29 protein-coding genes are annotated in these 25,263 nt (G+C 60.1%); 12 read left to right on the forward strand and 17 right to left on the reverse strand.

Going from position 1 to position 25,263, the window contains the following annotated elements; genetic code table 11:
- Positions 1–8: 8 nt before the first annotated feature.
- The gene (locus ACVWYO_RS11370) at positions 9–218 is read right to left on the reverse strand and encodes an antitoxin VbhA family protein (RefSeq protein ID WP_457350829.1); all 210 of its coding nucleotides are present in this window, start codon (positions 216–218) and stop codon (positions 9–11) included.
- A 59-nt stretch (positions 219–277) separates the two neighbouring features.
- Positions 278–670, reverse strand: coding sequence for a DUF3768 domain-containing protein (locus ACVWYO_RS11375; RefSeq protein ID WP_457350831.1), 393 nt, complete (start codon positions 668–670; stop codon positions 278–280).
- Positions 671–988: 318 nt separating this feature from the next.
- Here ACVWYO_RS11375 and ACVWYO_RS11380 point away from each other — a divergent pair, with 318 nt between their 5' ends.
- Positions 989–1,246: a hypothetical protein gene (locus ACVWYO_RS11380; protein ID WP_457350833.1), complete on the forward strand. Its 258-nt coding sequence runs from the start codon at positions 989–991 to the stop codon at positions 1,244–1,246.
- Between the two features lie 383 nt (positions 1,247–1,629).
- On the opposite strand, the gene ACVWYO_RS11385 is transcribed toward ACVWYO_RS11380, so the two are convergent.
- The 4 genes from ACVWYO_RS11385 to ACVWYO_RS11400 all read right to left on the reverse strand — a co-directional run bounded on the left by ACVWYO_RS11385 (position 1,630) and on the right by ACVWYO_RS11400 (position 3,830).
- Positions 1,630–1,887, reverse strand: a complete 258-nt coding sequence (locus ACVWYO_RS11385) for a hypothetical protein (RefSeq protein ID WP_457350835.1) — start codon at positions 1,885–1,887, stop codon at positions 1,630–1,632.
- Between the two features lie 371 nt (positions 1,888–2,258).
- Positions 2,259–2,423 (reverse strand): hypothetical protein, encoded by a 165-nt coding sequence (locus ACVWYO_RS11390; RefSeq protein WP_457350837.1) that lies wholly within the window; start codon positions 2,421–2,423, stop codon positions 2,259–2,261.
- 502 nt (positions 2,424–2,925) lie between these two features.
- Positions 2,926–3,291 (reverse strand): hypothetical protein, encoded by a 366-nt coding sequence (locus tag ACVWYO_RS11395; protein WP_457350839.1) that lies wholly within the window; start codon positions 3,289–3,291, stop codon positions 2,926–2,928.
- Positions 3,292–3,419: 128 nt separating this feature from the next.
- Entirely contained in the window at positions 3,420–3,830 is a 411-nt protein-coding gene (locus tag ACVWYO_RS11400) for a single-stranded DNA-binding protein (RefSeq protein WP_457350841.1), read from the reverse strand.
- Between the two features lie 251 nt (positions 3,831–4,081).
- Here ACVWYO_RS11400 and ACVWYO_RS11405 point away from each other — a divergent pair, with 251 nt between their 5' ends.
- A complete protein-coding gene (locus ACVWYO_RS11405) occupies positions 4,082–4,285 on the forward strand; it encodes a hypothetical protein (RefSeq protein WP_457350843.1) in 204 nt (67 codons plus the stop codon).
- Positions 4,286–4,617: 332 nt separating this feature from the next.
- On the forward strand, positions 4,618–4,761 hold the full coding sequence (locus ACVWYO_RS11410) for a hypothetical protein (protein WP_457350845.1): 144 nt from the start codon (positions 4,618–4,620) through the stop codon (positions 4,759–4,761).
- A gap of 272 nt (positions 4,762–5,033) precedes the next feature.
- Here the strand turns inward: ACVWYO_RS11410 and ACVWYO_RS11415 are convergent, their stop codons facing one another.
- The gene (locus tag ACVWYO_RS11415) at positions 5,034–5,711 is read right to left on the reverse strand and encodes a hypothetical protein (protein ID WP_457350847.1); all 678 of its coding nucleotides are present in this window, start codon (positions 5,709–5,711) and stop codon (positions 5,034–5,036) included.
- Positions 5,708–7,624, reverse strand: coding sequence for a phospholipase C (locus tag ACVWYO_RS11420; protein ID WP_457354965.1), 1,917 nt, complete (start codon positions 7,622–7,624; stop codon positions 5,708–5,710). Before ACVWYO_RS11420 ends, ACVWYO_RS11415 begins: the two co-directional genes overlap by 4 nt.
- On the opposite strand from ACVWYO_RS11420, the gene ACVWYO_RS11425 reads away from it, so the two are divergent.
- The 5 genes from ACVWYO_RS11425 to ACVWYO_RS11445 all read left to right on the forward strand — a co-directional run bounded on the left by ACVWYO_RS11425 (position 7,562) and on the right by ACVWYO_RS11445 (position 11,807).
- Positions 7,562–7,702 carry a hypothetical protein gene (locus ACVWYO_RS11425; RefSeq protein ID WP_457355141.1) on the forward strand — a complete coding sequence of 47 codons (141 nt, stop codon included), beginning with the start codon at positions 7,562–7,564 and terminating at the stop codon, positions 7,700–7,702. The two genes, ACVWYO_RS11420 and ACVWYO_RS11425, sit on opposite strands and share 63 nt — an antisense overlap.
- A gap of 225 nt (positions 7,703–7,927) precedes the next feature.
- Positions 7,928–9,007 (forward strand): CobW family GTP-binding protein, encoded by a 1,080-nt coding sequence (locus tag ACVWYO_RS11430; RefSeq protein WP_457350849.1) that lies wholly within the window; start codon positions 7,928–7,930, stop codon positions 9,005–9,007.
- Positions 9,008–9,010: 3 nt separating this feature from the next.
- Positions 9,011–9,976 carry a CobW family GTP-binding protein gene (locus ACVWYO_RS11435; RefSeq protein ID WP_457350851.1) on the forward strand — a complete coding sequence of 322 codons (966 nt, stop codon included), beginning with the start codon at positions 9,011–9,013 and terminating at the stop codon, positions 9,974–9,976.
- Entirely contained in the window at positions 9,973–10,998 is a 1,026-nt protein-coding gene (locus tag ACVWYO_RS11440; protein ID WP_457354968.1) for a WD40 repeat domain-containing protein, read from the forward strand. The genes ACVWYO_RS11435 and ACVWYO_RS11440 overlap by 4 nt, the downstream gene beginning before the upstream one ends.
- Positions 10,995–11,807, forward strand: a complete 813-nt coding sequence (locus ACVWYO_RS11445; protein ID WP_457350852.1) for a HoxN/HupN/NixA family nickel/cobalt transporter — start codon at positions 10,995–10,997, stop codon at positions 11,805–11,807. The genes ACVWYO_RS11440 and ACVWYO_RS11445 overlap by 4 nt, the downstream gene beginning before the upstream one ends.
- Here the strand turns inward: ACVWYO_RS11445 and ACVWYO_RS11450 are convergent.
- Entirely contained in the window at positions 11,767–13,320 is a 1,554-nt protein-coding gene (locus ACVWYO_RS11450) for an alkaline phosphatase D family protein (RefSeq protein ID WP_457350853.1), read from the reverse strand. The two genes, ACVWYO_RS11445 and ACVWYO_RS11450, sit on opposite strands and share 41 nt — an antisense overlap.
- On the reverse strand, positions 13,320–13,880 hold the full coding sequence (locus ACVWYO_RS11455; RefSeq protein WP_457350854.1) for a DUF3299 domain-containing protein: 561 nt from the start codon (positions 13,878–13,880) through the stop codon (positions 13,320–13,322). The genes ACVWYO_RS11450 and ACVWYO_RS11455 overlap by 1 nt, the downstream gene beginning before the upstream one ends.
- Before the next feature lie 45 nt (positions 13,881–13,925).
- On the opposite strand from ACVWYO_RS11455, the gene ACVWYO_RS11460 reads away from it, so the two are divergent.
- The gene (locus tag ACVWYO_RS11460; protein WP_457350856.1) at positions 13,926–15,542 is read left to right on the forward strand and encodes a S10 family peptidase; all 1,617 of its coding nucleotides are present in this window, start codon (positions 13,926–13,928) and stop codon (positions 15,540–15,542) included.
- A gap of 155 nt (positions 15,543–15,697) precedes the next feature.
- Here the strand turns inward: ACVWYO_RS11460 and ACVWYO_RS11465 are convergent, their stop codons facing one another.
- The gene (locus ACVWYO_RS11465) at positions 15,698–16,291 is read right to left on the reverse strand and encodes a DUF1826 domain-containing protein (RefSeq protein WP_457350858.1); all 594 of its coding nucleotides are present in this window, start codon (positions 16,289–16,291) and stop codon (positions 15,698–15,700) included.
- Positions 16,292–16,426: 135 nt separating this feature from the next.
- On the opposite strand from ACVWYO_RS11465, the gene ACVWYO_RS11470 reads away from it, so the two are divergent.
- Together ACVWYO_RS11470 and ACVWYO_RS11475 are read left to right on the forward strand one after the other, a co-directional pair.
- A complete protein-coding gene (locus tag ACVWYO_RS11470) occupies positions 16,427–16,840 on the forward strand; it encodes a MerC domain-containing protein (protein WP_457350860.1) in 414 nt (137 codons plus the stop codon).
- Positions 16,821–17,231, forward strand: coding sequence for a Fur family transcriptional regulator (locus ACVWYO_RS11475; RefSeq protein ID WP_457350862.1), 411 nt, complete (start codon positions 16,821–16,823; stop codon positions 17,229–17,231). Before ACVWYO_RS11470 ends, ACVWYO_RS11475 begins: the two co-directional genes overlap by 20 nt.
- A 190-nt stretch (positions 17,232–17,421) precedes the next feature.
- Here the strand turns inward: ACVWYO_RS11475 and ACVWYO_RS11480 are convergent, their stop codons facing one another.
- Genes ACVWYO_RS11480 through ACVWYO_RS11500 form a run of 5 tightly spaced genes read right to left on the reverse strand, consistent with a single transcriptional unit; the run spans position 17,422 to position 20,506 of the window.
- Positions 17,422–17,892 carry a DUF3299 domain-containing protein gene (locus ACVWYO_RS11480; RefSeq protein ID WP_457350864.1) on the reverse strand — a complete coding sequence of 157 codons (471 nt, stop codon included), beginning with the start codon at positions 17,890–17,892 and terminating at the stop codon, positions 17,422–17,424.
- On the reverse strand, positions 17,892–18,371 hold the full coding sequence (locus ACVWYO_RS11485; RefSeq protein WP_457350866.1) for a DUF3299 domain-containing protein: 480 nt from the start codon (positions 18,369–18,371) through the stop codon (positions 17,892–17,894). The genes ACVWYO_RS11480 and ACVWYO_RS11485 overlap by 1 nt, the downstream gene beginning before the upstream one ends.
- Position 18,372: 1 nt before the next feature.
- Complete coding sequence (locus ACVWYO_RS11490; protein WP_457350868.1) at positions 18,373–19,602, reverse strand: ABC transporter permease; 1,230 nt, start codon at positions 19,600–19,602, stop codon at positions 18,373–18,375.
- Complete coding sequence (locus tag ACVWYO_RS11495) at positions 19,602–20,237, reverse strand: ABC transporter ATP-binding protein (protein ID WP_457350870.1); 636 nt, start codon at positions 20,235–20,237, stop codon at positions 19,602–19,604. Before ACVWYO_RS11495 ends, ACVWYO_RS11490 begins: the two co-directional genes overlap by 1 nt.
- Complete coding sequence (locus ACVWYO_RS11500) at positions 20,225–20,506, reverse strand: hypothetical protein (RefSeq protein WP_457350872.1); 282 nt, start codon at positions 20,504–20,506, stop codon at positions 20,225–20,227. The genes ACVWYO_RS11495 and ACVWYO_RS11500 overlap by 13 nt, the downstream gene beginning before the upstream one ends.
- Before the next feature lie 325 nt (positions 20,507–20,831).
- Between ACVWYO_RS11500 and ACVWYO_RS11505 the strand changes: the two genes are divergently transcribed.
- A complete protein-coding gene (locus tag ACVWYO_RS11505; protein WP_457350874.1) occupies positions 20,832–22,856 on the forward strand; it encodes a M1 family metallopeptidase in 2,025 nt (674 codons plus the stop codon).
- Here the strand turns inward: ACVWYO_RS11505 and ACVWYO_RS11510 are convergent.
- Positions 22,840–25,020, reverse strand: a complete 2,181-nt coding sequence (locus ACVWYO_RS11510) for a TonB-dependent receptor (protein WP_457350876.1) — start codon at positions 25,018–25,020, stop codon at positions 22,840–22,842. The two genes, ACVWYO_RS11505 and ACVWYO_RS11510, sit on opposite strands and share 17 nt — an antisense overlap.
- Between the last annotated feature and the right edge of the window lie 243 nt (positions 25,021–25,263).

The raw sequence follows: 25,263 nt of genomic DNA on the forward strand, positions 1-25,263 counted from the left end.
CCGCGCCATCAAGGCAACCGGGCGGTCTGCGATGCCAGGATGGCGTCGGTCAGCGCGGCGCTGTCGATCTCACCGGCGAGATAGCGAGTGTTGAGCTGCTCGATCTCGTCGGAGAGGATGCCGCCTTCGTGGCGAACGTTGCCGCGTGCGAAGTCCACCTCACGGTGACGGCGTGCGCGCTCGGTTGCGCTGATCCGAGTGATTGTTTCGACGGTCATGATGCGATCCTTTTGGGAGAGGGGAAAGCCCCGACGGCTGAGCGCCGGGGCGGTATGTGTCATCGTTCGTCGACGCGCATGATGGTGAGGACGCGCGTGGTCTGGAACGGATCGGCCGGATCCTCGGAGCCAGCGGTCATGTCGTGGTTGAAGTAGTCGATTTTCCAATAACAGGGGACGCCTACGAACTCGAACTTGCCCATGTCACGTTCGCCATGAGGATTGATGTCCTTGTCGAAGGCTTCGAAGTCGCGCACCTCGCGGAGGATCTGGGCGCGGTTGCGCCATCCCCGGAACAGACTGATGTCGCCGATCAGGTCGGCGATCCCGCTTGTCATCATCACGCGGTTGTTGCCGGGAGCGGTGATGTGTTCGCGCAGCCAGTCGTTGTGCCGTGCGATTTCGCTGACGCCACCTTTGGCGCGGTCTGAATGAGGTGTTTGCTCGGCCATGATGGTCTCCTCGTCCGGACCCCGCCAATCGGGGTCGTTCGACAGGCGACAGGACTGCCGGGGCATAGTTCGCGTAAGCGCACCCGTAGGGTCGAAACGGAGTGGAGAAGCCCGCTTGCGGGCTTGCGCGGGTGGACGCCCCGGCGAGGACTGAGTGCCCGAACACCCTCTGATTGGCGACAAGGGGTGAGATCATTCCCGCAAGGCTTACGCTGGACGACCGCGCCGATCGCGGCGTATCGTTCGGCCATGGAAACGGCTGCCAACATTGTCGCCCTGTGGCCCCGCTGGATGGAGAGCGCCGGCGAGATGCTACGCATGAACGCCCTGGTCCGGACGCGCTGCCGTGGCTGCGGGACGTTGATGCGCGCTGACCTCCACGACATCGTGGCACGGCATGGCCCTGGCTATTCGCTGATCGACAAGCTGGAGCGGTGCCGGATGGTCGAATGCGTTAGCCCGAACTTCTATCTGGCCTCGCGGACCTATGGGGGTCAGTGGACGACGCTGCTGCGTGATCCGGAGCTGGTGACGGCGTTCGAGGAGCTGCCGCCTGTGCGGACTGCGCGAAGCTGATCGAACGGGTTCTTGAAGCCGTAAGGATTGCAGCGTATATGGGTCAGGCTACTACGGTCTGAGTCTATAGACCACATCCTGAGCCCCGGACGTTCCCGCGTTCGGGGCTCAAATTGTTTAAGGACACCCCGGTGTTCCCGCACCGGGGGTCCCCAACTCGACCTAGTGGCGCGTCAGCTCGATGATTTTCACCACCAGGCTGATGATCGCGACGACGAGCGTCGCGGTGCCGAGTACCAGTGCTATTACGGTTGCAGTGTCTATATGAATCACCTCCTTGCGACCGTCAGGCTGACGGCCGCGTCCCCGGTACGGGGCGGGCGCGACTGGCGCCACTGACATTAGGCGGTGAGCAAAAAAAGGGGGCCGAAGCCCCCTTTGCGTCAGTGTCGCAGGATCGACACCAGCGTTCCGATCGCGGTTAGCGCCACGATGGTAAAGCCGACGATGCTGATGACCCAGGTCTGGGTCTTCATGTGCGTCTCGAGCGACCGTTGCAGGCCGTCGATCTTTTCCTGAATCGGCTTTGTCGCGTCTCCAACCATGTCGTCGATATACTCCTCGATGCTGGCTACCACCAGCTTTGCCTGATCGTCTGAGACGTTGATAGATTTGAGTGTTTGATACAGATCAACCTGCATAGCGTTCTCCCGTTGTTTGCACGAATTTGTGCGGGAGTACCGGGACATGGGCTCCGGGCGATCGGGTCAGGGACCGCGTAAGCGGCCGCGCCAGCGGGGCATGGGGGAACCGATTTGCGCAGCAAATTGGGGGAAACCGTGCATCCTTGAGGCGATCGCCGCACCCATGTCATACTACCACGACACGAATGAGCAGTTCTCCCACAGGTGCCGATAGCTGCGCGAAGCGCGGGGACGAGACGGGCTCGATGCCCGGCTTGACCCCTCTCCTTTGCGCTGGGAAGCGCGGGGGTGGGACGGGCTCGATGCCCGACCTGGCCCTAACCTTTTGCGCCTGACGAAGGCGCGGGGGCCTTTCGGCCCCCATCTGGTCAGGCGAAGGGGTCGTAGGTGTTGACGACGACGAGCGAGCTGTCGTGATCTTCGGCGGTGATGACGCTGTACCCCGTGCCGACTGCGATGACCATGGTTGCCACCATCAGGGTCTTTGCGAGGCTCATGGCGTTTTTGCGGGCGATCCAGATATCGTTGAACATGTCCGAGGCTCCTGTGAAGCCGGCGGGGTTCATCCCCGCTCGACAGGCGCCCGACAGGGACGGGGAGGGGCCGCGATCACTTTTTTCGGGACGAAAAAAGCCGTAGCGAAGCGCCCGGACCCCTTGTGGGTTGATCGTATAAGGCCCCGAGCCGTCCCAAGGATTGCGCCTCAAAGAGCGGGGTGAAGCTCGCTGGCCGGAGCGTCGTGCTCAGCGCTGGGTCGCTAAGTGACGCACTCCCCTCGCTAAGGGATGGCGGCCGCCTGCCTCTCGTATCCGCACTCTGCGTCCCCTCCGATCGATGGGAGAGTTCGCCGGCCTGCAGAGACGGCCTGCCCCGGGCAGATTGGAAAGATGTTGCCGGTTTTCGGAAAGATGTTTCCTGCGCGCTCCCGCGCGCTCGTCAGTTGATCGTCACCCGAATGGGCCGAGACCCGCAGGGGCTCGGTGGAGCGAAGCGGAATAGAGCGACGGTCCCGGCGTAGCCGGGAGACGCCCGACTTTAGTTTTTACCTGACCCCAGAGTGGAGCTAACCCCTGTCTCATGGTCGAACGACCCTCCGCGCGGCCCTTGGTTGATGGGGCTTTTGTCATTTGGATCACGGGGGACGAAGCTGAAGCGATCGCCGACCAGCTTGTTGCCGTCAATCTTGTAGCTGCCTGCCATCGACATGCCGGAGAGGATCACCGTGTCGCCGTTGACTTCGTAATTTCCGCTGGCGCCACTTGAGAGGGAAAAGGTCTTGTCGCCGAAGGTGGCGACGATGCCGGGCGATGGTCCGTTGACCATGTTGTAGGTGCCCTTCACGGATTTGCCGCAAGCGGCGAGCGCAAAGGCTCCTGCGAGAACCAGCCATGCTCGTTTCATGCTCATCTCCCTAGCAGGCTCGCGTCGGCGAGCTGCGAGGCATCCTGCTACGCGGGGAGGGGATGCGGCAAGGCTGAACATGGGAAGAGGCCCGGAGCTGTAGCTCCGGGCCGTTCTTACCTCGGTCGTCAGAAGGGGACGTCGTCGTCATCCAGACCACCGTGATCCTGCGTGTTGCCCTGCTGCTGGCGACCCCGGCTGAGGAAGGTCACTTCGTCGGCGATGATCTCGACGCCGTAGCGCTCGATGTTCTCGTTGTCCGTGTAGCGGGTGTAGTGGATGCGGCCCCGGACCATGACCTTCTGGCCTTTCTCGACATACTGCGCGACGGTCTTGCCGACGCCGTTGAAGCAGGTGATGCGGTGCCATTCGGTGTCCTCGACCCGGCGACCATTGGCGTCCTTGAGGATCTTGCCTTCGCTGTCGCGCTTGGGGCGCGAGGTGGCGAGGCTGAACTGGGTAATCTTGGTGCCGCCCTGGGTGGTGCGGACTTCGGGGGTGGCGCCGACGTTACCGGCGAGGATGACGAGGTTCTGCATTTCGAGGTTCCTTTTTTGCTCGCCGGGGGTTCGTCCCCTCGACTGAACACCAAAAAAGACGGCCAGGACGCCCTCTCCACCGGAGCGCTCAGACGCGGAGGGGAACCCCGATCAGAGGGGTGGTGCGGGCAGCCGCGCAGCGGCAACTCGGCCCGAAGGATCGCGGGTTGGGGAGGGTGGACGGCCGGATTAGGTCGTTCAGGAAAGAGAGGGGATGCACCCCCACTGGCGGGCAAGGGACAGAGAACCGTGTGCAGAACCAGCTTATCACATCGATCTGCCGGCAATTTCGCTGCCTCGATCCGGTCACCACAGGTGGCACGACACCCTACCTGCCTTCGCCACGCGCCGATCGCTACGCGGGCAACCTCACCGGAATGACGGTCGCGGCGTGGACCTTGGCACTGCCCTCCTGCCCCAGGCGCGCGCGCTGTGCCCTCGTCGACATCGCCTGATCGTTGGTCCCGCGCGTTCCACCCTGCTGGACGGCTGAGACCCGAGCGTCGCTGTCGTGATGCCGATCAAGGCTTTCAACCGGGGTGCTGGCGGGGCCCGCGCGGACCATCGTAGCAGCGTGAGGATCATGCCCCTCAACCGAGGTAGACGGTCGTGGCAGGCTCCAGGCCTCGCCCCACGGAACCGGCGCGCGGGAAGAGGAATCGTATGCTAAGCCATTGGCGGACAGGAACGGCAATAAGTGGTGGTGAAGCGTCAGGCAGTTTAGGGGGGCGGCCATGGGCAAAGCGGACATTCCGCAACGGCCTTATGCATCAGCTAAGTCTCTGATATGGGAGAGCAGTTCGAGGACATCGAGCACAAGCAGTTCGGCGCGGACGGGTTCGACGCGGCGTTGCGGCGCATGGCGTCGATCGAGCAGGCGCTTGGATTGGGCGACCTTACCCACGTTACCGCGCCGCCACCCCCGGCGTGATCGCGATGCTCTGGCGCATAACCGAAAGTCGGGGGAACCCTTGAACTATTCTGGGCGGCGACCAGTTGGGCTACTTTCCGAACTGTTTAACGTGGTCGGCGATAACGCCCGGCAAGGCGCCGTCGCCGCCTCCGCCCCGATCACCCGATGCGTCCGCGACCACGTAGATGACGGCGACCCTCATGTTATTGTCGCGATGATGTGCGCCGCGCTTGAGTCGTGCTCCTCGACGCAGACCTCCTAAATCTGTCCACCAAGTGTCACGCGACGTCTCACAGTCCCACCGTCGCCACGTCGGCAACAATAGCTTGCCAGGATGGCTCTGCGCCAACCGGCACCGCAGCGATAATCGGCTCATTTGCGAGAGGCGCGCCGAGAGGTCGATTCCCTGACGATGCCAGTTTGGGCGCGCTTGCCTCCTCGGCTTGGTCAACGACCATCGCGGTGCATTTGCCGGAAGCGTAGGCATCGTGCATTTCGTCGGGTTCCTGAAAACCTAGGCGCTCAATTGGCACCGCGTCGCGCAAAGCCCATGCGTCAAGCGCATCTTCAGCCGCTGACCCGACCATAAAGCACACGAGGTGCCCAGCCAATTCTTTGGCGCGCTGGCGCGCCGAGATGGCCGGAACTAACAGGATTTGCTTAGCATAGGCCATGACCGGCCCTGCTAGCATAGCACCTTGCAACGGTGCGGCGGCGACTTCGGCGGCAGACAGGAACGCGATTGAATCGTCCTTGGCTTCGGCAAGCCCCGCGTCATATCCGTGAAACGCGATGTGTGCAGTCGGGCCGAACGCTGCTTTCGCCGCGGCCGCGCAGATATCGACCGCGCGGCCGCGCCACACCCCGTCCACGCCACGCAGCGCGACGGCAGGTCGCTCGACGGCGCCACAACGGACGGTGACTGGCGCGACATGGGCCAGAGCGACCGCGACAAGCAACGCGCTCACGGGGCGGGACTGTTATACTGCGGCAAGGTCGCAGGCAGCGTGTTGAAGCCGACCGGTATCGTGTTAATTATGCCTTGCCGCACGTCTTCCGGGACGACGCCGATGCGACGACAGCCCTGCCCACCATAATGGGGTAGCGCACCGAGCACCGCGTCCTCGATCATCGCATAGGAGCCGGGCAGAGCCGATGCGGTGCCGCGCAGCCGCGCCGGGTCGAATGCCGACGCGAGGCTGTCTGTAATTGCCGAATTGGTATCGCGCGGACCGAGAAAGCGTTGATGGAAATCGACCGGGGCAAAACGGTTGAACGCGGCGCTGTCGCCCGCTGCAAGCGCCGCTTTTTCGTCGGGCAGCCCCGACAAGGTCGGCAAGCCGAAAATCTGTTCGATAGTTTCGATGACGGCGTTGTGGTCCCCTTCTGCATGGGAGACGGTATGCACGCGGGCATAAGGAGAGATGACCAACAGCGGCACGCGGATACCACGCGAGAGTGGCAGACCATCGGGCCCGTAAGAAAGGATCCGTGGCGCGACGTGATCATAGAAGCCATCCGATTCATCATACGTGATGATAATCGCGCTCTGCGCCCACAGTTTTGGATTGGAGGCGATTGCGTTGATGACGCGCGCGTTCATCGCCTCGGTAATCTGATGGTCGGAATAGCTCGGATGATCGTCATCACCGTCCTTGGCATGGCGGATCGCGGCGATGTCTGCATCGCTCAGCGGCGCCGGGTAAGCCGCGTTCTGGATCGGTACGGTTAGGTGCTGGAGGTTGCCAAAACCGCCGCGAATATAGATGATCCCGCCCCCTTTCGGGAGTTTCCCGGCCGCAACATCGGCGAAGAAGTCGCCTTCGCCACGCAGTTTTGGTTGGGTGCGGTCATTGTCGGCAAGATAGCCAAAATATTGCGGCCCTTGATGGTGCGCGACGAAATTGACGTGGCTGGCGATCCCGTCAACATCGGTCGGCTCCAAATCGTAGCCGTTCTGATACCAGCGCCAGTCGACCGGCTTACCGCCCGCCGCGGCGATGGCGGGAATGTCGCCTTGAATATCGAACTGGTTAGTAACGGGATGATGGTCGCCAGACAGTGTCTCGCGGATGGCGCTACCCATCGCAATCAGCGGAACCGTAGCGAAGGTCAGATTGCTGGACACGTTATAGGGAGCGTCTTTGTCGCGTGCGCCGTAGCCTTCCTTAGGTGAGGTCGGCTGGCGTGCGTGTCCCGTATCGTCAAACTGCGACCCCCAATAAGGATTTGGGTCGGCCAGCAAAGGCATACCCTGTGTCGTCCCTATACCCGCATAGGCATTCCCGTTGACGGTCCCAGCCATCGCGCCCGTTGTGCCGTCGGTGCCGTGCTTGACCCACTGCGTCTCGCCGCCTTGCCCCGCGATCATCGCAATGGCGTTGGGGGTCGAGGGCGTGTCCTCGGTCGCGAAGATGTTGTCGAACAAGGTGAAGCGATTGGCGTAGCGCCAGAAAAACGGAATTGTGTCGCAATCGACATAGGACATAACAAGATTGGCGAACTGCCGACCGCGCGCGGCTTGCGCTGCTGTCTTCAACGGCCCGGACTTGCCGCTGAACTCGGTCTGCGCAAATCCGTCCATCTGCGGCACGCCGTCTACGACATGCAGCTTGCGGGCAAGCGCAGTGTGGCTGTGATCGACGCTATCCATCACCGTTGCGTTTTGCGCTGGGCCAAGGCGAAACGGGCTTACGGCGTGCGTTTGGCCGGTCGAGGCATCAAGATACCGCTGTATGAACCCCGGCGTCGCGCGCGGCGTGCGCGGTTTCGCACCAGTCGAATATAGCCCGTTCGCGCCCGGGAAGGTGCCGAATTCATGATCGAACGATTCGTTCTCGTTGAAAATGACGAAGACATATTTGATCCGCTTGCGGAGCAAAGCTGTCATTTCGGCATGGTTGAGCTGGGGACGTTTGGCCGGGTCGACGAAATACCGGTCTACGACCCGATCTTTTGATCTGGGTTGCGCGGTTACGCGCGCGACATGCTGCGCCTCGCTCCCCTGTGCGGGAACGAGTGCGACCACGAGGGACATGAGCGATCTGACAAACCCCAGCATAGCTTGGCTCCTTCATCCCATCCTGTGGCGGCCCTTCAAGTCGAAACCATGACATTCGCTGCGCGATTTTGATACGATAGCCTTGTAGCTTTCGGCGAAAACCTCGATATGAGATACCATCTCATGACGGCTCGCTCTCTCATTCCTGTAACGCTGCTCACCGGGTTTCTCGGCGCCGGCAAGACGACTCTTATCGCGCGACTGCTATGCGATCCGCGCTTTTCCGATACCGCCGTCGTCATCAATGAATTCGGTACCGTCGGGATCGACCATCTGTTAGTCCAACATTTGCGTGACGATGCAGTAATTGAAATGACCTCGGGCTGTCTGTGCTGCACGGTCCGTGGTGATATCCGCCAAGCGCTTCTCATGCTTTATCACCGCGCCGAGATCGGCGAGCTGCCGCTTTTTTCACGACTGGTGATCGAGACGACTGGGCTCGCCGATCCCGCGCCAGTCATGCACACTTTGCTCAGCGATGCGCGGCTCGAGACGCGCTACCGGCTGGCGCAAGTGGTGACGGTAGTCGATGCCGCGCACGGTTTTGAAACGCTCGACGCGCACCGCGAAGCGGTGAAGCAAATCGCTGTCGCCGATCGGTTGCTCGTTACCAAGACCGATACGCCAGACGGTAAGGCGGCCTTGCCGAGGTTACGCGAGCGACTCGAGAGCATCGCGCCAGGCGCGCCAATCGTCGAAAGCCAAGATGCGGATTTCGACCTGCGCGCAGTCCTGCAAGACAGCGGCGGTTACGACCCTGATGCCAAGCCGAGCGAAGTGTTGGAGTGGCTGAACGCAGTAGCGCATGAGCAAATTTATGTGGGTCAAGCGCACAATACCGCCGGTCACGGACATGACATCGATCGCCATTCTGAGGCGATCCGCTCCTTTTGTCTGACGCTGGATGAACCAATCAGCCAACTCGCGCTGTCCTATGCGCTGGAGCTTCTTGCGTCGAATCAGGGGCCGGACATTCTTCGCGTCAAGGGGCTAGTCGCAATCGAGGATTATCCGTTGCGGCCAGTGATAATCCACATGGTTCAGCACATGATTCATACGCCGAGCAGGCTTGAGGCCTGGCCGAGCGCAGACCGCCGCACCCGGATCGTCTTTATCACCCGCAACATCGATCCAGCGCAAGTTGCCCACTTCTTTGCGCGCTGGATCCACACCTATCCCGCCAAACCCGAACTCGTGGAGTAATCTATGCCTGTCACCGATCGCATTCCCGTCACCGTCCTCACCGGGTATTTGGGCGCCGGCAAGACCACCTTGCTCAACCGCATCCTCACCGAAAATCACGGCAAACGCTACGCCGTGATCGTCAATGAATTCGGCGAGATCGGCATCGACAACGATCTGATCGTTGATGCCGACGAGGAAGTGTTCGAGATGAACAACGGGTGCATTTGCTGCACTGTGCGTGGCGACCTTATTCGCATCATAGAGGGATTGATGAAGCGCAAAGGCGCGTTCGATGCGATCATCATCGAGACGACGGGTCTGGCCGATCCCGCGCCGGTCGCGCAGACATTTTTCGTCGATGACGATGTCAGCGCCCGTTCGCGGCTCGATGCGATCGTCACGCTGGTCGATGCCAAGCATATCCTCGCGCGGCTGGAGGACAGCCACGAAGCGGCGGAGCAGATCGCGTTTGCTGACGTGATTCTGCTCAACAAGGTCGATCTCGTAACGCCACAGGAACTGGAGCAGGTCTGCCAGCGCATTCGCTCGATCAATAATCAGGCAAAATTCTTTGAGACGACCAACGCCGACGTGCCGCTCGACGCGGTCCTTGGGCTCGGTGCGTTCGATCTCGATCGTATTCTCGAAATCGAACCAGGCTTCCTAGGAGAGGACGATCACGAGCATGACCAGTCGATCGTCAGTGTCTCGGTCAGCTCTGCGGCGGCGCTTGACCCAGAGGTTTTCATGGCTTGGCTGCGTAAGGTTACCGCAACGCAAGGCCAGGATATTCTTCGTCTGAAAGGCATCATCGCATTTCCCGATGAACCCAAGCGCTACGTCGTTCAGGGCGTCCATATGCTGCTCGAAGGCGATACACAGCGCGAATGGGCGGCCAAGGAGGCGCGAACCAGTCGCCTCGTCTTTATCGGTCGCAATCTCGATGAGGCTGCACTTGCACGCGATTTCGCCGCTTGCGCCGCATGATCGCGACAAAGGATATATTGATCGACCATCGCGGGCGGCGGTGGTCGCTCGATGCGCCGGTTACAGCGGTCAGCTGGATCGAAAATACGGCGATGTTCGCGCTGGGCGACGGATCGGTCCGTATCGTGTTTGCCGATGGCACGGCGAAAACCACGGACGCAGGGTGTGGATCGATCTTGTGTGCAGCGCTTCATCCTGACGGGCGATCGCTGCTTGTTGGTGGAGACACCGGAGCAATTTCAACCGTTTCGGCTAACGGAGATGTGGCTCTATTCGCGCAGCTCGGCACAAAATGGGTCGATCACCTTATTGCAAACCCAGCCTCGGGTATCGTCGCTGCGAGCGTTGGACGCGAGGCAATCGTGTGGTCGCGCGGTGTTTCCACGCCATCGCACCGCTACGAATTTGTTTCTACCGTCGGGGGGCTGGCACTCGATGCAAAGGGCAAGCGACTAGCGGTCGCGCATTATGGCGGTGCGTCGCTGTTTTATCCGGCCAGCACCGGTGGCAGCCGTGTGTTCTTGCCGTGGGACGGATCACATATCGCCTGCACGATTCACCCGGAGGCGCAGTATGTCGTTACGGGCACGCAAGAAACTGGGCTGCACGGCTGGAAACTACCTCTGGCCAGCGACATGCATATGAATGGCTATCGCGGGAAGACGCGTTCCTTTTCGTGGAGCAAGCGCGCAAAATGGCTGGCGACCAGCGGTGATGCGCAAGTCGTGATCTGGCCGTTTGAGGGCAAGACCGGCCCGATGGGCAAGACTCCGCTCCTGGTCGGCGACCGCGGTAAGATGGTTACGCAAGTTGCCTATCATCCCAACGACGACATGCTCGCGGTCGGTTATGCTGACGGCGCAGTTTTGCTGGTGCGAACAGCGGACGATAAACAGATGATGGTTGATGACGACGACGGGGAGGTAATCACGTCGCTCGCCTGGAATGCGTCTGCCACGCTGCTCGCATATGGCGGCGAGAGTGGGCGTGCTGGCATTCTGGATCTGACGGTGCGGGCATGACGATTATGACGGGCTCAGCGCTGGGCTTGATCTTCATCCTAGGGATGCGGCACGGCCTCGATCCCGATCATGTCGCGGTGATCGACAATATGACGTTTCGCGCAGTCGATGAACGGCCGACGCTGTCGCCATGGATCGGCGGTTTGTTTGCCATCGGGCATAGCCTGTCGGTGGCGGCGGTCGCGCTGACGGTGTCACTGGTATCGGGGCTTTTCGCTTGGCCGGACTGGCTCACTTTCGTGGTCGATTGGCTGGTCATCGCGCTGCTCGTGCTCGTCGGCACGCTCAATCTGCGTGCGCTGTTGGGGAGCGAAACGTACACGCCCGTCGGCTGGCGGCAGCGGCTGGTGCCGTTGCGTCTGCTTCACACATCGCACCCGCTGGCGACTGTCGCGGTCGGCGCGATCTTTGGGTTGGTCTTTGATACCGCGACGCAGGCCGCTGCTTGGGGTGCCGCTGCTGGCGCGGGGAGCGGGGGCGCGCTGATCGTCGCGCTTACCTTTGCCAGTGGCATGATCCTGACCGATACCGCAGATAGCCAGATCGTAGCATATCTGTTGCGGGCGGGCGGAGATGTCAGCCGTGTGCGGCGCTATCGCCGCGGTGTCGGCTGGGCGATCGTCGCTTTATCATTCGGCATGGCCCTCTATGCGCTCATCGCGATGTTCGCGCCGGATTACGCATTATCGGATGCAAGCTTCAGCGGTCTTGGCATCGCGATGGCAATCGTTGTTATCGGACTATTGCTGAGGGCCCGACGCCGAGTGTTCAAGCGATATGTAGCTCCGGTTTTCCGTGGGGGACCGTAATCGTCGCTGTCGTCCGAATTGGCGCATTGGGCGTCGTTACAGAGTCAAGCACGCGGACTCGGGTGGTCCAGGTCTCCGGAGAAATGTCGCAAGTCAAATAGCCTCGACGGTCGTTCGAATATTTCAGAAACGGATTTTCGTGTAAGATCTGTTCCGCGCCGCGCCGTGTGTCCGCACCATCGCCCCCCGATGAAATCGACGTGCCGACAAACTCGATCGCAACGGCTTCACCGGTGCCACCTTGCGTGCGAAGCTCGCCGGCAAAATTCTGATGCTCGTCACCGGTAAGTACAACCGCATTCCCAAGGCCGCGCATTTGGCCAAGGAAGCGTTCGCGCGGCAGATTATAGCCGCCCCAGCTATCCATGTTTCGGACAGGAGCCGGTTCATTACTGATGCGGCGATCTAGCGGCATTACCATCACTTGCTGCGCAATGCCGTTCCAGCGTGCGCGCCGCCCTTTCAGGCTTCCGCTAAGCCATGCCTCTTGTTCGGTGCCCAAAACTTGGGCCTTTGGATCGTCCCAGCCCTTGCAATAGGATTTAAATTCGTCGTTGCATGGCTGATCGCTACGAAACTGGCGGGTGTCTAGCAAATGCAGGTCGAGCAAGGTGCCGATTTGCGCGCGGCGATAGATCGGCATTCCGCCCGCTTGCGGGAATGACGAGCGCCGGAACGGCATATGTTCATAATAGGCTTGAAAAGCCGCTGCGCGACGCAACGCAAAGATTTCTGGCGGCGTACCATTCTGGTCGATCTCGCCAACCCAATTATTTTCAACCTCATGGTCGTCGAAGGTTGCAAACCACGCGGCGGCGGCGTGGGCGGCCTGTAGATCAGGATCGAGTTTGTATTGCGCATAGCGGCGCCGGTAATCGGTCAGATCGTAAAGCAATTGCCCTTCATGCGCGCGGACGAATTGGCGTGCGCGGCCAGTAGTACTCATCGGATCCGGGGTAGTGCGGCCTTCATAAATGTAGTCGCCATAGTGAAAGACGAAGGCGAGGTCTTCGTCAGCGAGATGACGATAAGCAGTGAACAACCCGTCCTCATAATTCTGGCAGCCTACGATGCCAAAGCGCAGGGCTGCGAGCGCCGCGCCGGCCAGCGGCAACGTGCGGGCGCGGCCCGCGGCCGAACGCTCGCGCCCGACGCTGAAGCGATACCAATAGGGTCGACCGGGCAGCAATCCCGCCACCTCGACATGGACTGAATGCGCAAGTTCGGGCCGCGCGAGCGTGCTACCTTTAGCGACGATCGTGCCAAAGCGGTCGTCCGACGATACCTGCCAATCGACCGACATTGGCTGCATCGGCATGCCACCATGTTCGGCCAGCGGATCAGGCGCGAGGCGCGTCCAGATCACGAACCCATCCGCTGTCGGCTCCCCCGCTGCAATGCCAAGTCGGAACGGATAAGCGGCGAACAATTGTTGTGCGCGCAGGATCGCGGGTGCGGCCAGCAGGGTCGCGCTGGCTGCGACACCGTGCAGCGCAGTGCGGCGAGTGATCATCACCAGATTTTCGCCCCGTCAATGCGGAAGAACAGGCCCTGTTCGCTACGCGAGACAAAGTGAAGTTTGCCTTCGACCGTAATCGGTGCCTGAGTCGTCTTTATAAACTTTTGACTGAACACTTCGATCGCTTCGGTGGGTTCGTTCGGCGGACAAAATGGGCAACCGGCGCTCCGCCGCGTCAGCACGAAATGCATCGAGGCGGAGGAGGCTTGGACAGGCAGAATGTAGCCGGTGATCGCAATGCGTTGTCCTTCCATCTTGAGCAGAATCGGACTGAAGGAGGCACTGTAAATGCCGGCCGCCCGGTCAGCGGTGATCCTGGCATCGTGAAAGATCAGCCATTGCAGGTCATCTTCATGTTTCAGCGTGCCGTTCCCGTTTGGCCCCCATTTCGGATTCGCAGCTGACCCGAACAATGTTTGCGCGGCGCTCTGTCCTGATGCCGGTTCCGCCATCGCTGTAAGGAGCAGCGCGAGGATCCCAAGGTGCTTCATCTCGATCGCTCCACCAACGACTTGCCATAAACCGCAAAGCGCTCGACCATCGGTTGCTACCAACGCCCGTCCATGCCAATGATATAGTGTATCCTGTGGAGTTTCGGAATGAAAGCTTTTGTCGCCTCACTGTCCGCATTAGCGATACTTGCGACGCCCGCCTGGTCACAGGACGCTGCCAAGCCGGAGCCGAGCGGAGCCAAACCCGGTTCGGCAGATGAAAAATATCAGGAGCGCGTGGCTAAGGACGTTGCCGAAGAATGGGCGACCACACCTGTCAAGGAAACCGAGACCACCACTGTGCATAGCATGAGCGCGAACGGACAAACGCTCCATTACCACGCAACAGCCGGCACCGTCACGATCCGCAGCGACGATGCCAAGCCCGTCGCAAGCGTATTCTATGTCGCTTATACGCTCGACGGTGTGAACGGGGGCACGCGACCCGTCACGTTCTTCTACAATGGCGGCCCTGGATCGTCGTCGGTGTGGCTGCACATGGGCTCGTTTGCTCCAATGCGCGTAAAGACCGCCAATCCCGAATATATCCGGCCTGCCCCATATGGCTTCGGGCCGAACCCAGACACCCTGCTCGACAAGACCGACATGGTCTTCATCGACATGGTCGGTGCCGGCTATTCGCGGCCGATCGGCGACGCCAAGGGCAAGGATTTTTGGGGTGTCGATCAGGATGCCGATGCCTTTGCCAAGGCAATCATGCGCTGGACAACCAAAAACAGTCGCTGGACCAGTCCTAAATTCCTGTTCGGCGAAAGCTATGGCACAACACGCTCAGCGGCCCTCGCCTATCAATTACAGGACCGCGGCATGGCGCTCAACGGTGTGATTTTGCTGTCGTCGATCCTCAATTACGGGATCGAGCAGGCCGGATACGACCAGAGCTATGTCAGCTATCTGCCCAGCTATGCCGCGACTGCCGCCTATCACCACCGTCTGGCGACGCAGCCGACCGACCTTGTCACATTCCTTGCCGAGGTGCGCGCGTTTGCGGCTGGACCGTACAGCCAAGCCTTGACCAAGGGGCAGAACATCACGCCAGAGGAGACCGACGCGATTGCCGCGAAGATGGCATCCTACACCGGCTTGTCGGCGGAGTTCATCAAGCGCGCGAACTTGCGGGTCGATCTCAACCGCTTCCAAAAAGAGTTATTGCGCGACCAGCGCAAGACGATTGGACGGTTCGACAGCCGTTATACCGGCGTCGATACCGATGCAGCGGGCGAAAGCCCTGAATCTGATGCGTCGGACACCGCGATCTCGGGTGCGTTCATCTCGACATTCAGTGACTATGTCACGCGTGACCTCAAATACACCACCGACATGCCGTACCGCATCGCGGCCTACGGCCTGAAAGACTTTGACTGGGACTGGAAGCATAAGTCACCTACCGGCAACTATCCGCAGAATAATCCCGATGTCGCAGTCGATCTCGCGGCGGCGGTGCGGACCAATCCCTATTTGAAGGTGCTGTCGCTAAACGGCTATTACGACATGGCGACGCCGTTTTTTGCGACAGAATACGACATTGCGCACATGATGCTTGACGCACCGCTGAAGGGGAATGTGCAGTTCCGGTATTACCCGTCTGGACACATGATCTACCTCAACCCCGAGGCACTGCATCAATTGCACACTGATCTGGCGAGCTTCTACGACACCACGGTCGCGGCGGCAGCGAACAATCAACCGACCGGGCGGCGCTGACCTAAACACGCTAGTGCCCAGCCGTCAGCGCGCATTTCGCTGGCGACGGCATAGACGCGGTTAGGCCCGTCGGCCCGTCCATACAGTGCTCGATACATTCGTAGCGCCCGCTACAAACGGGCTAACGCAACAGAGTCGATCTATCTGTCTTGGCGCTACCCAAGCGGATCAATCACCAAGAGTAGCCGGACTTGGTCAGTATCGGCGATCGGCGGCGAGCGATGCAAAATGGGGGCGTCGGGAGCCCAGTGGCGGCCTTTAAAGACACCGACATGACCGGTGACGATTTGATGGATCCGACCAAGCTGGTTGCCCTGTCGAATTGTCCATTCGGTTCCTGGTCCGACATAGGTTGTAATCAAACGAGCTGACACATCGTCGGCATGAAATTTCCAACACGCATTGCCGGGTATCGGCTCAAGCCGGATCGCGACCCCTTCGGCGCTCATCAATTTGGCGAAGCGTGACGCCAAATTGGCGATATCCTTCGTCAGCGGTGCATGCCAGTCACGCGACTCGGTTCCGTTCAATACCGATCCGACATCCGCGGCTACGTCGCCCACTGCGGTTTTTAAGCGGATCGACACAAAGTCGGACAAGTCCGCTTTGGGAATGATGACGGGCACGGGCCGCCACCATATCGTGAGCGCGAAGTTCCGCTTGAGAATCGCCGCAAGCTGCGTCGGATCGCAGCTGCTCAAAGCCACGCCGGTGGTATCATTCTTGCGTAATTCGAATGTGTCGCTCATCCGATCCGCCAAATGTCAAACAAGCTTCGGTCAGCAACACGCAGGAATCTGCGGCCATTTGCCGTAGTCATCTACTATCCCCTTGCGAATCGTGATATGTTGTATCATAGCACTAGATGAGAGGTGTTTGGCAAGATGTTTGACAAGATCCGTAACAAGGGAGGCTCGGCCTCAGTCGACTGGGTCGAGCGCGCAGCGGTCGGTGCCTCATTCGTCTGCTTGATTCATTGTCTCGCTTTGCCGTTTCTCTTGGCCGCTCTCCCAACACTCGCGAGCGCTTTTCCAGTCCCAGAAACATTTCATATCTGGGTAATTGCCTTTGCCGTGCCGACGTCGATGATCGCTTTGTGGTCCGGCAGATCGCGCCACGGTTCGACCAGTCCGCTTGTCGCTGGTATCCTCGGTCTGATCCTGATCGCATTTGGCGCGCTGGTGTGGGGCGGAACGGCGTGGGAAACCCCCATTACAGTATTAGGAAGTCTGGCGCTCGCCGGTGCCCATCTTGGGAATTGGCGATTGCGCCATGCACATGCGCATGCCGCGCACTAATATGGATCGCCGTCCGAATGGCTGGCTAAAATCGACAGTGGCGGCAATACTGAACTCGGCTGATAGACCGTTGGGCGGTAGCGACATTATGCTGCGGCTGGACCCAAAAAATGGTGTGATACACAGCAGTGCAGTCTTCCGTGCGTTAGATCACTTGCTCGCCGCAGGAACGATTCGGCGCATCGAAAGTGTAAATGGCTATGTTTGGCGGCGGCATGCAGCGACAATCGACTTGATTTGTGACCGCTGCGGCGGATTGCGTGAACTCCCCGGCGAAGAGATGAGCACTGCGCTGGAGCGGCTTGCCCGCTCGCAACGGTTTTTTCCGCGGCGTTTCATCGTGGAAGTACAAGGGAGATGTCAGACCTGCGTAGTATCTGCTCAGGTCTAATGCGTAACCGCCTAGTTTCGATCAACAGGCTGACGGGAGTGTTTCCAGTCTCTGCCACACTGCACGCGCTGCTGCGACTATAGGCGTGACGCGTGGCAGCGCTTAGTTCGGTTGGCCAAGCCTTTCCGGGCGCTCCTTGGGATTGGCGATCCGCGCCAAAGCGTAATTGCCGTTGGCATTAGCGTAACCATCACCCGACTGTGGCGCCAGTTATCTTGAAAAATAGTCCGTTGTCGCCGTTATTCTCCAGCGCGAACGTGCCGGTGACTTTGACCAGTTTCGCCGAGAACGCGATCGGCCGCGCGGTGTTCACCTCAACCACCTCATTCGGTTCGCCAGGCGGGCAAAATGCGCAGACTGGCGTGTATTTCGACAGCAGGAAATGCGTGCCGCGAGTAGCCGCGTCGAGGGGCATAATGAACCCCGGGATTGTTAGAGTCTTGCCGACAAGTGCCTTGACTGCTGGCGGGTGCGCTGCGGTAAAAATGCCGCGCACATCGTCGGCCCTGATTTTGGTAGTCCGCAAGGTCGCCCAGATCGGTGCTTTACCCTGCGGCAGTTTGGATTGCGCCGCGCGCTCGCCATCGCCTTGAATCTGTCCAGCCACGGGCACCGCCGTCGCCAGCGCAGCCCAACCTAGAATAATCAGCAACTTGCGCATTATCCCACCCTCGCTTTGTCCATGCGGAAGAAAAGCCCTTGCCCGCTGCGGGCGACCAGATGCAGCGTTCCCTCCACCGTCACCGGTGCCTGTGTGTACTGTACGGGGGTGGTCGAGAAGACTTCAATCGCCTCGGTCGGCTCGTTTGGCGGGCAGAACGGACACCCGGCGCTACGCCGCGTCAGCACAAAATGCGCGGCTTTGGTCGTGGACTCGATTGGCAGCATATATCCGGTAATCGACCATTGGACGCCGTCCTCCTTCTTCAACGACGCTGAAAATGTCGCGGTGTATTCTCCCTTGGCCTCGTTCGCTGCGATCTTGGCGTCGTGGAACATGACCCAACGAAGATCGTCCTCATGCTCCAGTGTACCATCCCCATTCGGCCCCCAATTGGGCGGTCCACCGGAAAAGAATTGTGCCTGGCTTGCCGTAACGGGAAGCGCCAGTAGCGCCAACACGAGCAGGATCTTCTTCATATCAACCTCGCAAGACCTGCGCCGGGCGCAGGTGATAGGCGGCGACTGCCGGTACGATAGCGGCGAATAGCGCAAGCAGGATCGCGGCGACTACGATCAACAGATCGGCCTCGCCAAGCGGCGGCAAGGCCAGCGCTGGACCGCCGCCGCGTGCGACGGCTTGCGCCGCGACGGTTGCAGCAATTCGGCCGAGCGCCAGACCTGTCACGCCGCCGACGAGCCCAAGCAGCATTGCCTCAAGCAGCACGAGCCGAAGCAGCAGGCCCGGCCCGCTACCCAAAGCCCGCAGCAGGGCAAGTTCACGCTGGCGCTCTTGGACCGCGCTCAGCAACGCGACGAAGAAGCCTAGTGCGGACAGCCCCAACAAGCCGATGCCAAACCCGCGCAGCACGTCGGTGCCCGTCCCAAGCAGCGTATTCAGGCGGTTGAGCTCGACTGCGGGGATTGCGGTCTGTGTGTTGGGATCGTGCTTCAACAGGCGTGGAATCATCAACGCGCCCATTACCGAGCGGTAGCGGATCAAGATTGCAGTGACTTCCTGGCCAACGGCGGGATAGCTGTCCGGTCCCTCATTGCCGCTCTGCTCGCTCGCTACGGCCGCTGCATGTTCGGCATTCTCATGCTCATGTACTTTCCAGACGCTCGCGGTATCGGTTAGCGCAACCCGGTCGATCACGGCACCGGTCGGCCTCAGAATGCCGACGACACGGTAAGGGTTGTCGACATGTTTTTCGCCGCCGCGGGCGAGGCCGTGTTCGCCAACGAACATATCGCCGACTTTAAGACGCTCTTCGGTCGCGACTTCGGAGCCCAAAACCGCCTGCAGGGGATGGGTCCACCATTTCCCTTGCGCCAGCGTCGCACCGTACAGCGTGCCATATTCAGGACTCGTTCCGACAATCCGATAGCCGCCGACATTGTCTCCGAGCGAAACTGGCACCGCATCCTTCACCAGCATGTTGCGCTTGAGCCGCGCTAGCGTGGCAATCGGGATGTTACCGGTCGGCTGATCGATCTGGAACACCGACGACAGAATAATCTGCAAGGGGCTACCTTTGCCGCTAACGACCAAGTCAATCCCGGCGAGGTCTCGATCGAAGCGGTCGGCGATCCCGCGGTCGATCGCGAGTAACGCGACCACGACCGCGACCCCCAACGCGAGCGAAAGGACATGAAACGCCCATCCGAGCGGCTTGCGCCGGATCGATGCCCAAATCAGCGGCATCAGCATCAGGCGGCCTCCGCCAGTGCCAGATGCGGGATACGAGCTCGAACGCGTGCATCATGCGTCGCGATGACCAACGCGGCACCGCTCGCGTGCGTCGCCTCGAACAACAGCGTAAGCACGGCATCGCACGCTTCATCATCGAGGCTTGCAGTCGGCTCGTCGGCAAGAATCAGTTGCGGTTCCATCAGCATTGCGCGCGCGATCGCCGCGCGTTGTGCTTCACCGCGGCTGAGCGTTTCAGCGCGGGCATCGATCCGCGCGCCCAATCCGAGCCGTTCGAGCAAGCCCCGCGCCTTGGCCCGGTCACGCCGCACTCCTGCGGCAAACGGTGCGAGCAGCAAATTGTCGAGCGCGCTTAACCCCGGTATGAGATGCAAATCTTGAAAGATCAGCCCGATGTGCTGGCCGCGATGCTTATCGCGCGCTCGATCTGACAACACGCCAACATCGGTGCCCTCGACCCGGATCGTTCCTGCCAGCCGGTCGGCGAGGCCCGCCATCGCCAGGAGCAAGGTCGTCTTGCCCGCTCCTGAAGCACCGCCGAGCACGGCGGCCGAGCCTTGCGCGACCGAAAGCTGTCCAAGCCGCGCAATCGCGGTGTCGCCATAGCCCGCTACGAGATCGCTTATTTGGAGCATCGCGCGGCCCACTGCTTGAGCTGATCGGTGCCCAGCAAGCCCAGCTTGCGCCCGCAGACGTTTCCATCGCGGTCGAGTGCGACGGCGACCGGAAGCGCGCTGCCGGGGCCGCCCCACTGGTCAAGCACGGCTCGCGGGGCACGATCGTCAGCAAAGGCGGCGGCCGCCGACATATGCCGCTCGGCCAAAATGCGCCGGGCGGTCGCGGGCGGATCGATCGCGAAGGTGACGATCGGTAGCGGCGCGGCGGACGCAGCAAGGCTCGGCAATCGCTCGATTTCCGCCCGGCACGAAACACACCAGCTTGCCCATAGAACGACAACGGCCGGGTGAGGTATTGTCGCGAGGGTTGAATCAAGCGACTGTGGTGCGGCTATTGGTACAGAGGCACCGATTGACGCTAACCCAGCTAACATTATTGTCTTAATCACATCCGCCGCCCTCGCTTCTACGTTATGTGATACCATCTCTTTGCAAAGATGAAATCGGAATCGTGGCAACTGACCGCGATTGCAGGGCTGCTCGCCCTGGATCGCGCCTCACCGCAGCAGCTAGCAGCCGATCACAGTGATACCGCATATCTTGGAGACAGAAATGAGCCGAATGATGTCGTTACTGGCAAGTAGTGCGCTGATGGCTACCTCGGCGAGCGGCCAGACTTATCAACCCCGCGAAACCTTCGCGCCGTTCGATATGGGCCAGCCAGTCAACGTTTATCGCGGCGCGAACGGTGCACCTGGCCCCGCTTATTGGCAGAATCAGGCCAACTATGTGCTTCATGCCAAGCTCGATATTGCAACAAAATCGATCACCGGCACCGCTACCATAACATATACCAACAATAGCCCGGACACATTGGAGGTGCTGTGGCTGCAACTCGATCAGAATCTTTACAAGCCGGCCTCGCGCGGTCGCGCGGCTGGTGGCGGTAGTCGCCCGGTGGGTACGACCGATGGCATGACGCTGGATGCGGTCAACGTGGGTGCGGTCGGCAAACAGGTGGCGGTCGCACCGCTGATTTCCGACACGCGCGCCCAAATCCGGCTTCCGACGCCTCTTGCTCCACACGCCAGAACTGTCATCACGATCAGCTACCACTACATGATCCCTGGTGCTTTTGGCGGGCGGACCTCCTGGGGCAAGTCGCGCGACGCAGAGGTCTATGACATTGCGCAATGGTATCCGCGTATGGCGGTCTATGACGATGTTCGTGGATGGGACACCGCGCCCTACCTCGCGCAGGAATTCTACCTCGAATACGGCAATTTCGATTACTGGCTCACGCTGCCGTCCGACATGATTGTTGCGGGATCGGGTGAGCTTATGAACCCTGCCGACGTGCTGACGAAGACGCAGATCTCGCGGCTAGCCAAAGCGCGCGCGAGCGATGCGACGGTGATGATCCGCGATCCATCTGAAGTCCTTAATCGGGCCACTCGCCCAAAAGCGGGCGGCAATTTGACGTGGCATTTCCGCATGGAAAATAGTCGTGACGTTGCCTTCACCGCTTCCAGTGGCTTTGCGTGGGACGCGGCGCGGATCAATTTGCCCGGCGGCAAGACCGCGCTCGCCCAGTCGGTCTATCCGGCCGAAAGCCAGGGCGCCGCAAAGTGGGGCCGTTCGACCGAGTATCTCAAGGATGCCGTCGAACGCTTTTCGGCGAAATGGTATCCCTATCCCTGGCCTAACGCGATCAACGTCGCCGGACCGACCAGCGGCATGGAATATCCCGGGATTGTGTTCGACGGCCCCGACGACGCAGGCAAGACCCTGTTCTGGATTACCGCGCACGAGATCGGCCATAGCTGGTTCCCGATGATCGTAGGAATGGACGAGCGACGCGACGCTTGGATGGATGAAGGCTTCAACACTTTTATCGACACTTATGAATCCGACGAATTCAACCGCGGCGAATACGGCCCTAAACGCGATGCCGAATATGCGGAGGGCGGCGGCAATCCGACCGACGAAATCCTATCTGTGCTCGCCGACAAGGCTGCGCCGCCGATTTTGTCGCGCGCCGATACGGTGATCGAGAAATACCGACACCCTGTTACCTACTTCAAATCTGCGCTTGGGCTGACTTTGCTGCGCGAGCAAATCCTCCGGCCAGAGCGTTTCGACCCTGCCTTTCGCCGCTTCATCGCAGCCTGGGCGTTTAAACACCCAAAACCCGCCGATTTTTTTCGCGCAATGGAAAGCGATGCGGGCGAAGATCTGTCATGGTGGTGGCGCGGCTGGTACGCTAACAATTGGCAGACGGACTTCGCCGTGACGGGCGTGAATTATGCGGAGGGCGATCCGGCCAATGGCGCGCAGGTCAAGCTCGAGGCGCGCGACAAGCTGATCATGCCGGTAACGCTGCGGGTAACCTATACCGACGGAAAGTCAGTCGATCTACGCCTACCCGCTGAAACTTGGATTCGCCAGGCGACGACGCTGGTATCCGTTCCCGGCACGCTGAAAATCAAAAAAATTGAACTCGATCCGGATCACAAAGTGCCGGATCGCGACCGCAGCAACAATGTGTGGTCGAGCGGCTATGTCGTACGCGCGGCCACGTCCGGGGTGCTTGGCACCCCGGACGCTCCTAAGCCCCCGCTCAGAACGTCTTCCTGATTCCGCCGAAGAAACCGCGCCGCGCGCCGTATTGCGGCGCACCAACGCCAACCCCGGAACCGTTGCGGATCTGGTAGATTTTGTCGCCGACATTTACGATGTCGAACCGGATCGACAGCCCCTTCATCACGCCCGGTCCGTCGAAATTCTGCGCAATGCCGAAATTCGCCGTGACATACGATGGTAGCTTGCCGCCATTGGGCACAATACCCGCAGGATCGTCTGCGCGTAGGCCATCACCGTAGATGAAGTCTGCGGTCGGGACGAGCTTTCCAATCCCATCATGAATGGTAATGCTACCGCCGCCCGATGCTGTCCAGAATTGCGAGTGATCGGTGTAGATATAGTGTCCGCTGATGTAATCAATTTCATCTTGACCGAAGAAATATTGAGCGGAATTAATATTGCGCCCTTTTTCCTGTCCACGCGATACGTTGCCATAGATCGCGAAAGGCCCCTTCGTGTAATTCGTGCGCAGCTCGACGCCCCAAGCATAGCCCTTGGCGTAGTTGAACGGCGATAGCACCAGTGAAGACCCAAACTGGCCTTCATCGAGCAAGTTCTTCTTGATCTTGTAATAAGCATCGACCCCGATCGTCAGCCCCGGCAGCACTACCTGTTGTACACCGCCGTCGAAATAATGCTCCCGCTCGGCCCGAACAGGATCGCCAAACTTAATCTCGGATTCCTTCGTCGTGCCATTGAACCGCACGACAGTAGCGGTCGCGACCAATTCTTGCGGCGGAGGTGTGAAATTGCGCGCATAGCCAAGGTGGAAGGTCGTGCCCGCGCCGGGTTTCCACACCAGATTGGCGCGGGGGCTGATCTGCTGCTCGCTGGTATAAGCGCGTACTGCATCAAACCGGGCGCCGGCGTTGAACGTGAGGGTCGGGGTAAGCGTCCACTCGTCCTGAAGATACACGCCGTAGAGCTGACCGGTCTTCTTGTTGCTATCCGTCAGGCTGCTTGTTTGATCAGTCGTCTGGCCGCCGTCGGCATCGGTCGGAAAGAACCGCGATGTGACGGAGGATTGCGTCCGCTCGTTTTGAAAAAACACGCCGAAACGCAGCGTGTGGGCGCTAGCAACTTTGTAGCTGCCATCTGCCTGTACGCCAAGCACAAGGCTCGACAGCAACGACCGGTCATTGAAACCGTTAAAAATGATGTCGCCGCCCTGCGGATCGGGTCGGTAACGCGTTTCGGAATAGCGGAAGAACGGCGCGATTTGAAAGTTTAGGTCGCCGCCGGCATATTGATAGGCTGCAACACCGTAATGCGTATTCTCGATCTGATTCTGGTCGAGCGTCGCCGAATCGAACGTCGACCGGCCGTTAAGGGTAAAATTCGTCGTGGGATCACCTTGCCCCGGATTGTTCGGAATCTGGAATTTGCCAAGCGCCGTACCGCCGAACACAGTAATGCGGCTGGTATCGGACAGAATGTCCGACACATAGCCGAACGCACGGTATTGCCGCGTGCGATCATGGATCGCGTTTAGCGAAGCGGTCGTATTCTCGACACCAAGATCGTTTTGTAGATAACTTCCTGAGAAGAAGTAGTTAATGTTACCAGTGTTGCCATGCACTGTCGCACTCGGCTGGAGCGTGTTGCGGCTGCCGCCGTAAAAGCCGACATCACCCCCATTGTCGAATGCGCCGGTCCGCGTCGTCAGGCTAACCACGCCCGACGTGCGATAACCATATTGCGCAGGAAGCGTACCTGTGATCAGCGAGATATTGTCTGCGACGCGGGGATCGAACGTCTGGCCGAAGCCAGAAATGCTTTCCGGCACGATTACGCCGTTTAGGCGATATTGCAGATTGGCGTGCTCATTTCGCACGTGAATTGCGCCGTAGCTGTCGAGCGTAACGCCCGGCGCTTGCAACAAAACCTGCGTCAGATTGCGATCTGCGCCGCCGGGCTGGTTATCGAGCGCGGTTCGTGTGAAGATATATTCCCCTGCGCCGAGCGACGGCAGGATCGCATCGCGCGCCTGGTCGAGCTTTTTGGCAGTAACCACGATGTCCTGTTGGTCAGGACCGGCGTCCGCCGGCGCGACATCTGTCACTGCCGCTGCATCGGCCACTGGCTTTGCATCTTTGGCAAGCGCCGGACCGGCGATTGCGACGGCGAGCAAACTCACACCAACAATTATCTTCTTCATTGCGCGCTCCTTGAACCGTCCGCGCCGCCTATCTTTAATGATGTATCATATCAACGCCAATCGCTCGCCCAAGCCCCCTTTCGACGTAAACATGACGCATTGGCAGAGCTAGTGTTGCACTTTTGTCGCGTAGCCAATGCGGTGATAAGGAGCGAATGTGGTGCGAAAATGGCCGATCTCTCCAAGGATCGCTGCTAAAGCTAGTTCGCTTGAATAGGGTGCCCCCCTATGCCAAAAGGGTGT

The sequence above is a fragment of the Sphingomonas sp. UYP23 genome (assembly GCF_054059235.1).

Bases quoted from the DNA above. Each gene is read 5' to 3' on its own strand.
- ACVWYO_RS11370 (WP_457350829.1), bottom strand. From the start codon at position 218: ATGACCGTCGAAACAATCACTCGGATCAGCGCAACCGAGCGCGCACGC.
- ACVWYO_RS11375 (WP_457350831.1), bottom strand. From the start codon at position 670: ATGGCCGAGCAAACACCTCATTCAGACCGCGCCAAAGGTGGCGTCAGC.
- ACVWYO_RS11380 (WP_457350833.1), top strand. From the start codon at position 989: ATGAACGCCCTGGTCCGGACGCGCTGCCGTGGCTGCGGGACGTTGATG.
- ACVWYO_RS11385 (WP_457350835.1), bottom strand. From the start codon at position 1,887: ATGCAGGTTGATCTGTATCAAACACTCAAATCTATCAACGTCTCAGAC.
- ACVWYO_RS11390 (WP_457350837.1), bottom strand. From the start codon at position 2,423: ATGTTCAACGATATCTGGATCGCCCGCAAAAACGCCATGAGCCTCGCA.
- ACVWYO_RS11395 (WP_457350839.1), bottom strand. From the start codon at position 3,291: ATGAAACGAGCATGGCTGGTTCTCGCAGGAGCCTTTGCGCTCGCCGCT.
- ACVWYO_RS11400 (WP_457350841.1), bottom strand. From the start codon at position 3,830: ATGCAGAACCTCGTCATCCTCGCCGGTAACGTCGGCGCCACCCCCGAA.
- ACVWYO_RS11410 (WP_457350845.1), top strand. From the start codon at position 4,618: ATGGGAGAGCAGTTCGAGGACATCGAGCACAAGCAGTTCGGCGCGGAC.
- ACVWYO_RS11425 (WP_457355141.1), top strand. From the start codon at position 7,562: ATGATCGAACGATTCGTTCTCGTTGAAAATGACGAAGACATATTTGAT.
- ACVWYO_RS11430 (WP_457350849.1), top strand. From the start codon at position 7,928: ATGACGGCTCGCTCTCTCATTCCTGTAACGCTGCTCACCGGGTTTCTC.
- ACVWYO_RS11435 (WP_457350851.1), top strand. From the start codon at position 9,011: ATGCCTGTCACCGATCGCATTCCCGTCACCGTCCTCACCGGGTATTTG.
- ACVWYO_RS11440 (WP_457354968.1), top strand. From the start codon at position 9,973: ATGATCGCGACAAAGGATATATTGATCGACCATCGCGGGCGGCGGTGG.
- ACVWYO_RS11445 (WP_457350852.1), top strand. From the start codon at position 10,995: ATGACGATTATGACGGGCTCAGCGCTGGGCTTGATCTTCATCCTAGGG.
- ACVWYO_RS11450 (WP_457350853.1), bottom strand. From the start codon at position 13,320: ATGATCACTCGCCGCACTGCGCTGCACGGTGTCGCAGCCAGCGCGACC.
- ACVWYO_RS11460 (WP_457350856.1), top strand. From the start codon at position 13,926: ATGAAAGCTTTTGTCGCCTCACTGTCCGCATTAGCGATACTTGCGACG.
- ACVWYO_RS11465 (WP_457350858.1), bottom strand. From the start codon at position 16,291: ATGAGCGACACATTCGAATTACGCAAGAATGATACCACCGGCGTGGCT.
- ACVWYO_RS11470 (WP_457350860.1), top strand. From the start codon at position 16,427: ATGTTTGACAAGATCCGTAACAAGGGAGGCTCGGCCTCAGTCGACTGG.
- ACVWYO_RS11475 (WP_457350862.1), top strand. From the start codon at position 16,821: ATGCGCATGCCGCGCACTAATATGGATCGCCGTCCGAATGGCTGGCTA.
- ACVWYO_RS11480 (WP_457350864.1), bottom strand. From the start codon at position 17,892: ATGCGCAAGTTGCTGATTATTCTAGGTTGGGCTGCGCTGGCGACGGCG.
- ACVWYO_RS11485 (WP_457350866.1), bottom strand. From the start codon at position 18,371: ATGAAGAAGATCCTGCTCGTGTTGGCGCTACTGGCGCTTCCCGTTACG.
- ACVWYO_RS11490 (WP_457350868.1), bottom strand. From the start codon at position 19,602: ATGCTGATGCCGCTGATTTGGGCATCGATCCGGCGCAAGCCGCTCGGA.
- ACVWYO_RS11495 (WP_457350870.1), bottom strand. From the start codon at position 20,237: ATGCTCCAAATAAGCGATCTCGTAGCGGGCTATGGCGACACCGCGATT.
- ACVWYO_RS11505 (WP_457350874.1), top strand. From the start codon at position 20,832: ATGAGCCGAATGATGTCGTTACTGGCAAGTAGTGCGCTGATGGCTACC.
- ACVWYO_RS11510 (WP_457350876.1), bottom strand. From the start codon at position 25,020: ATGAAGAAGATAATTGTTGGTGTGAGTTTGCTCGCCGTCGCAATCGCC.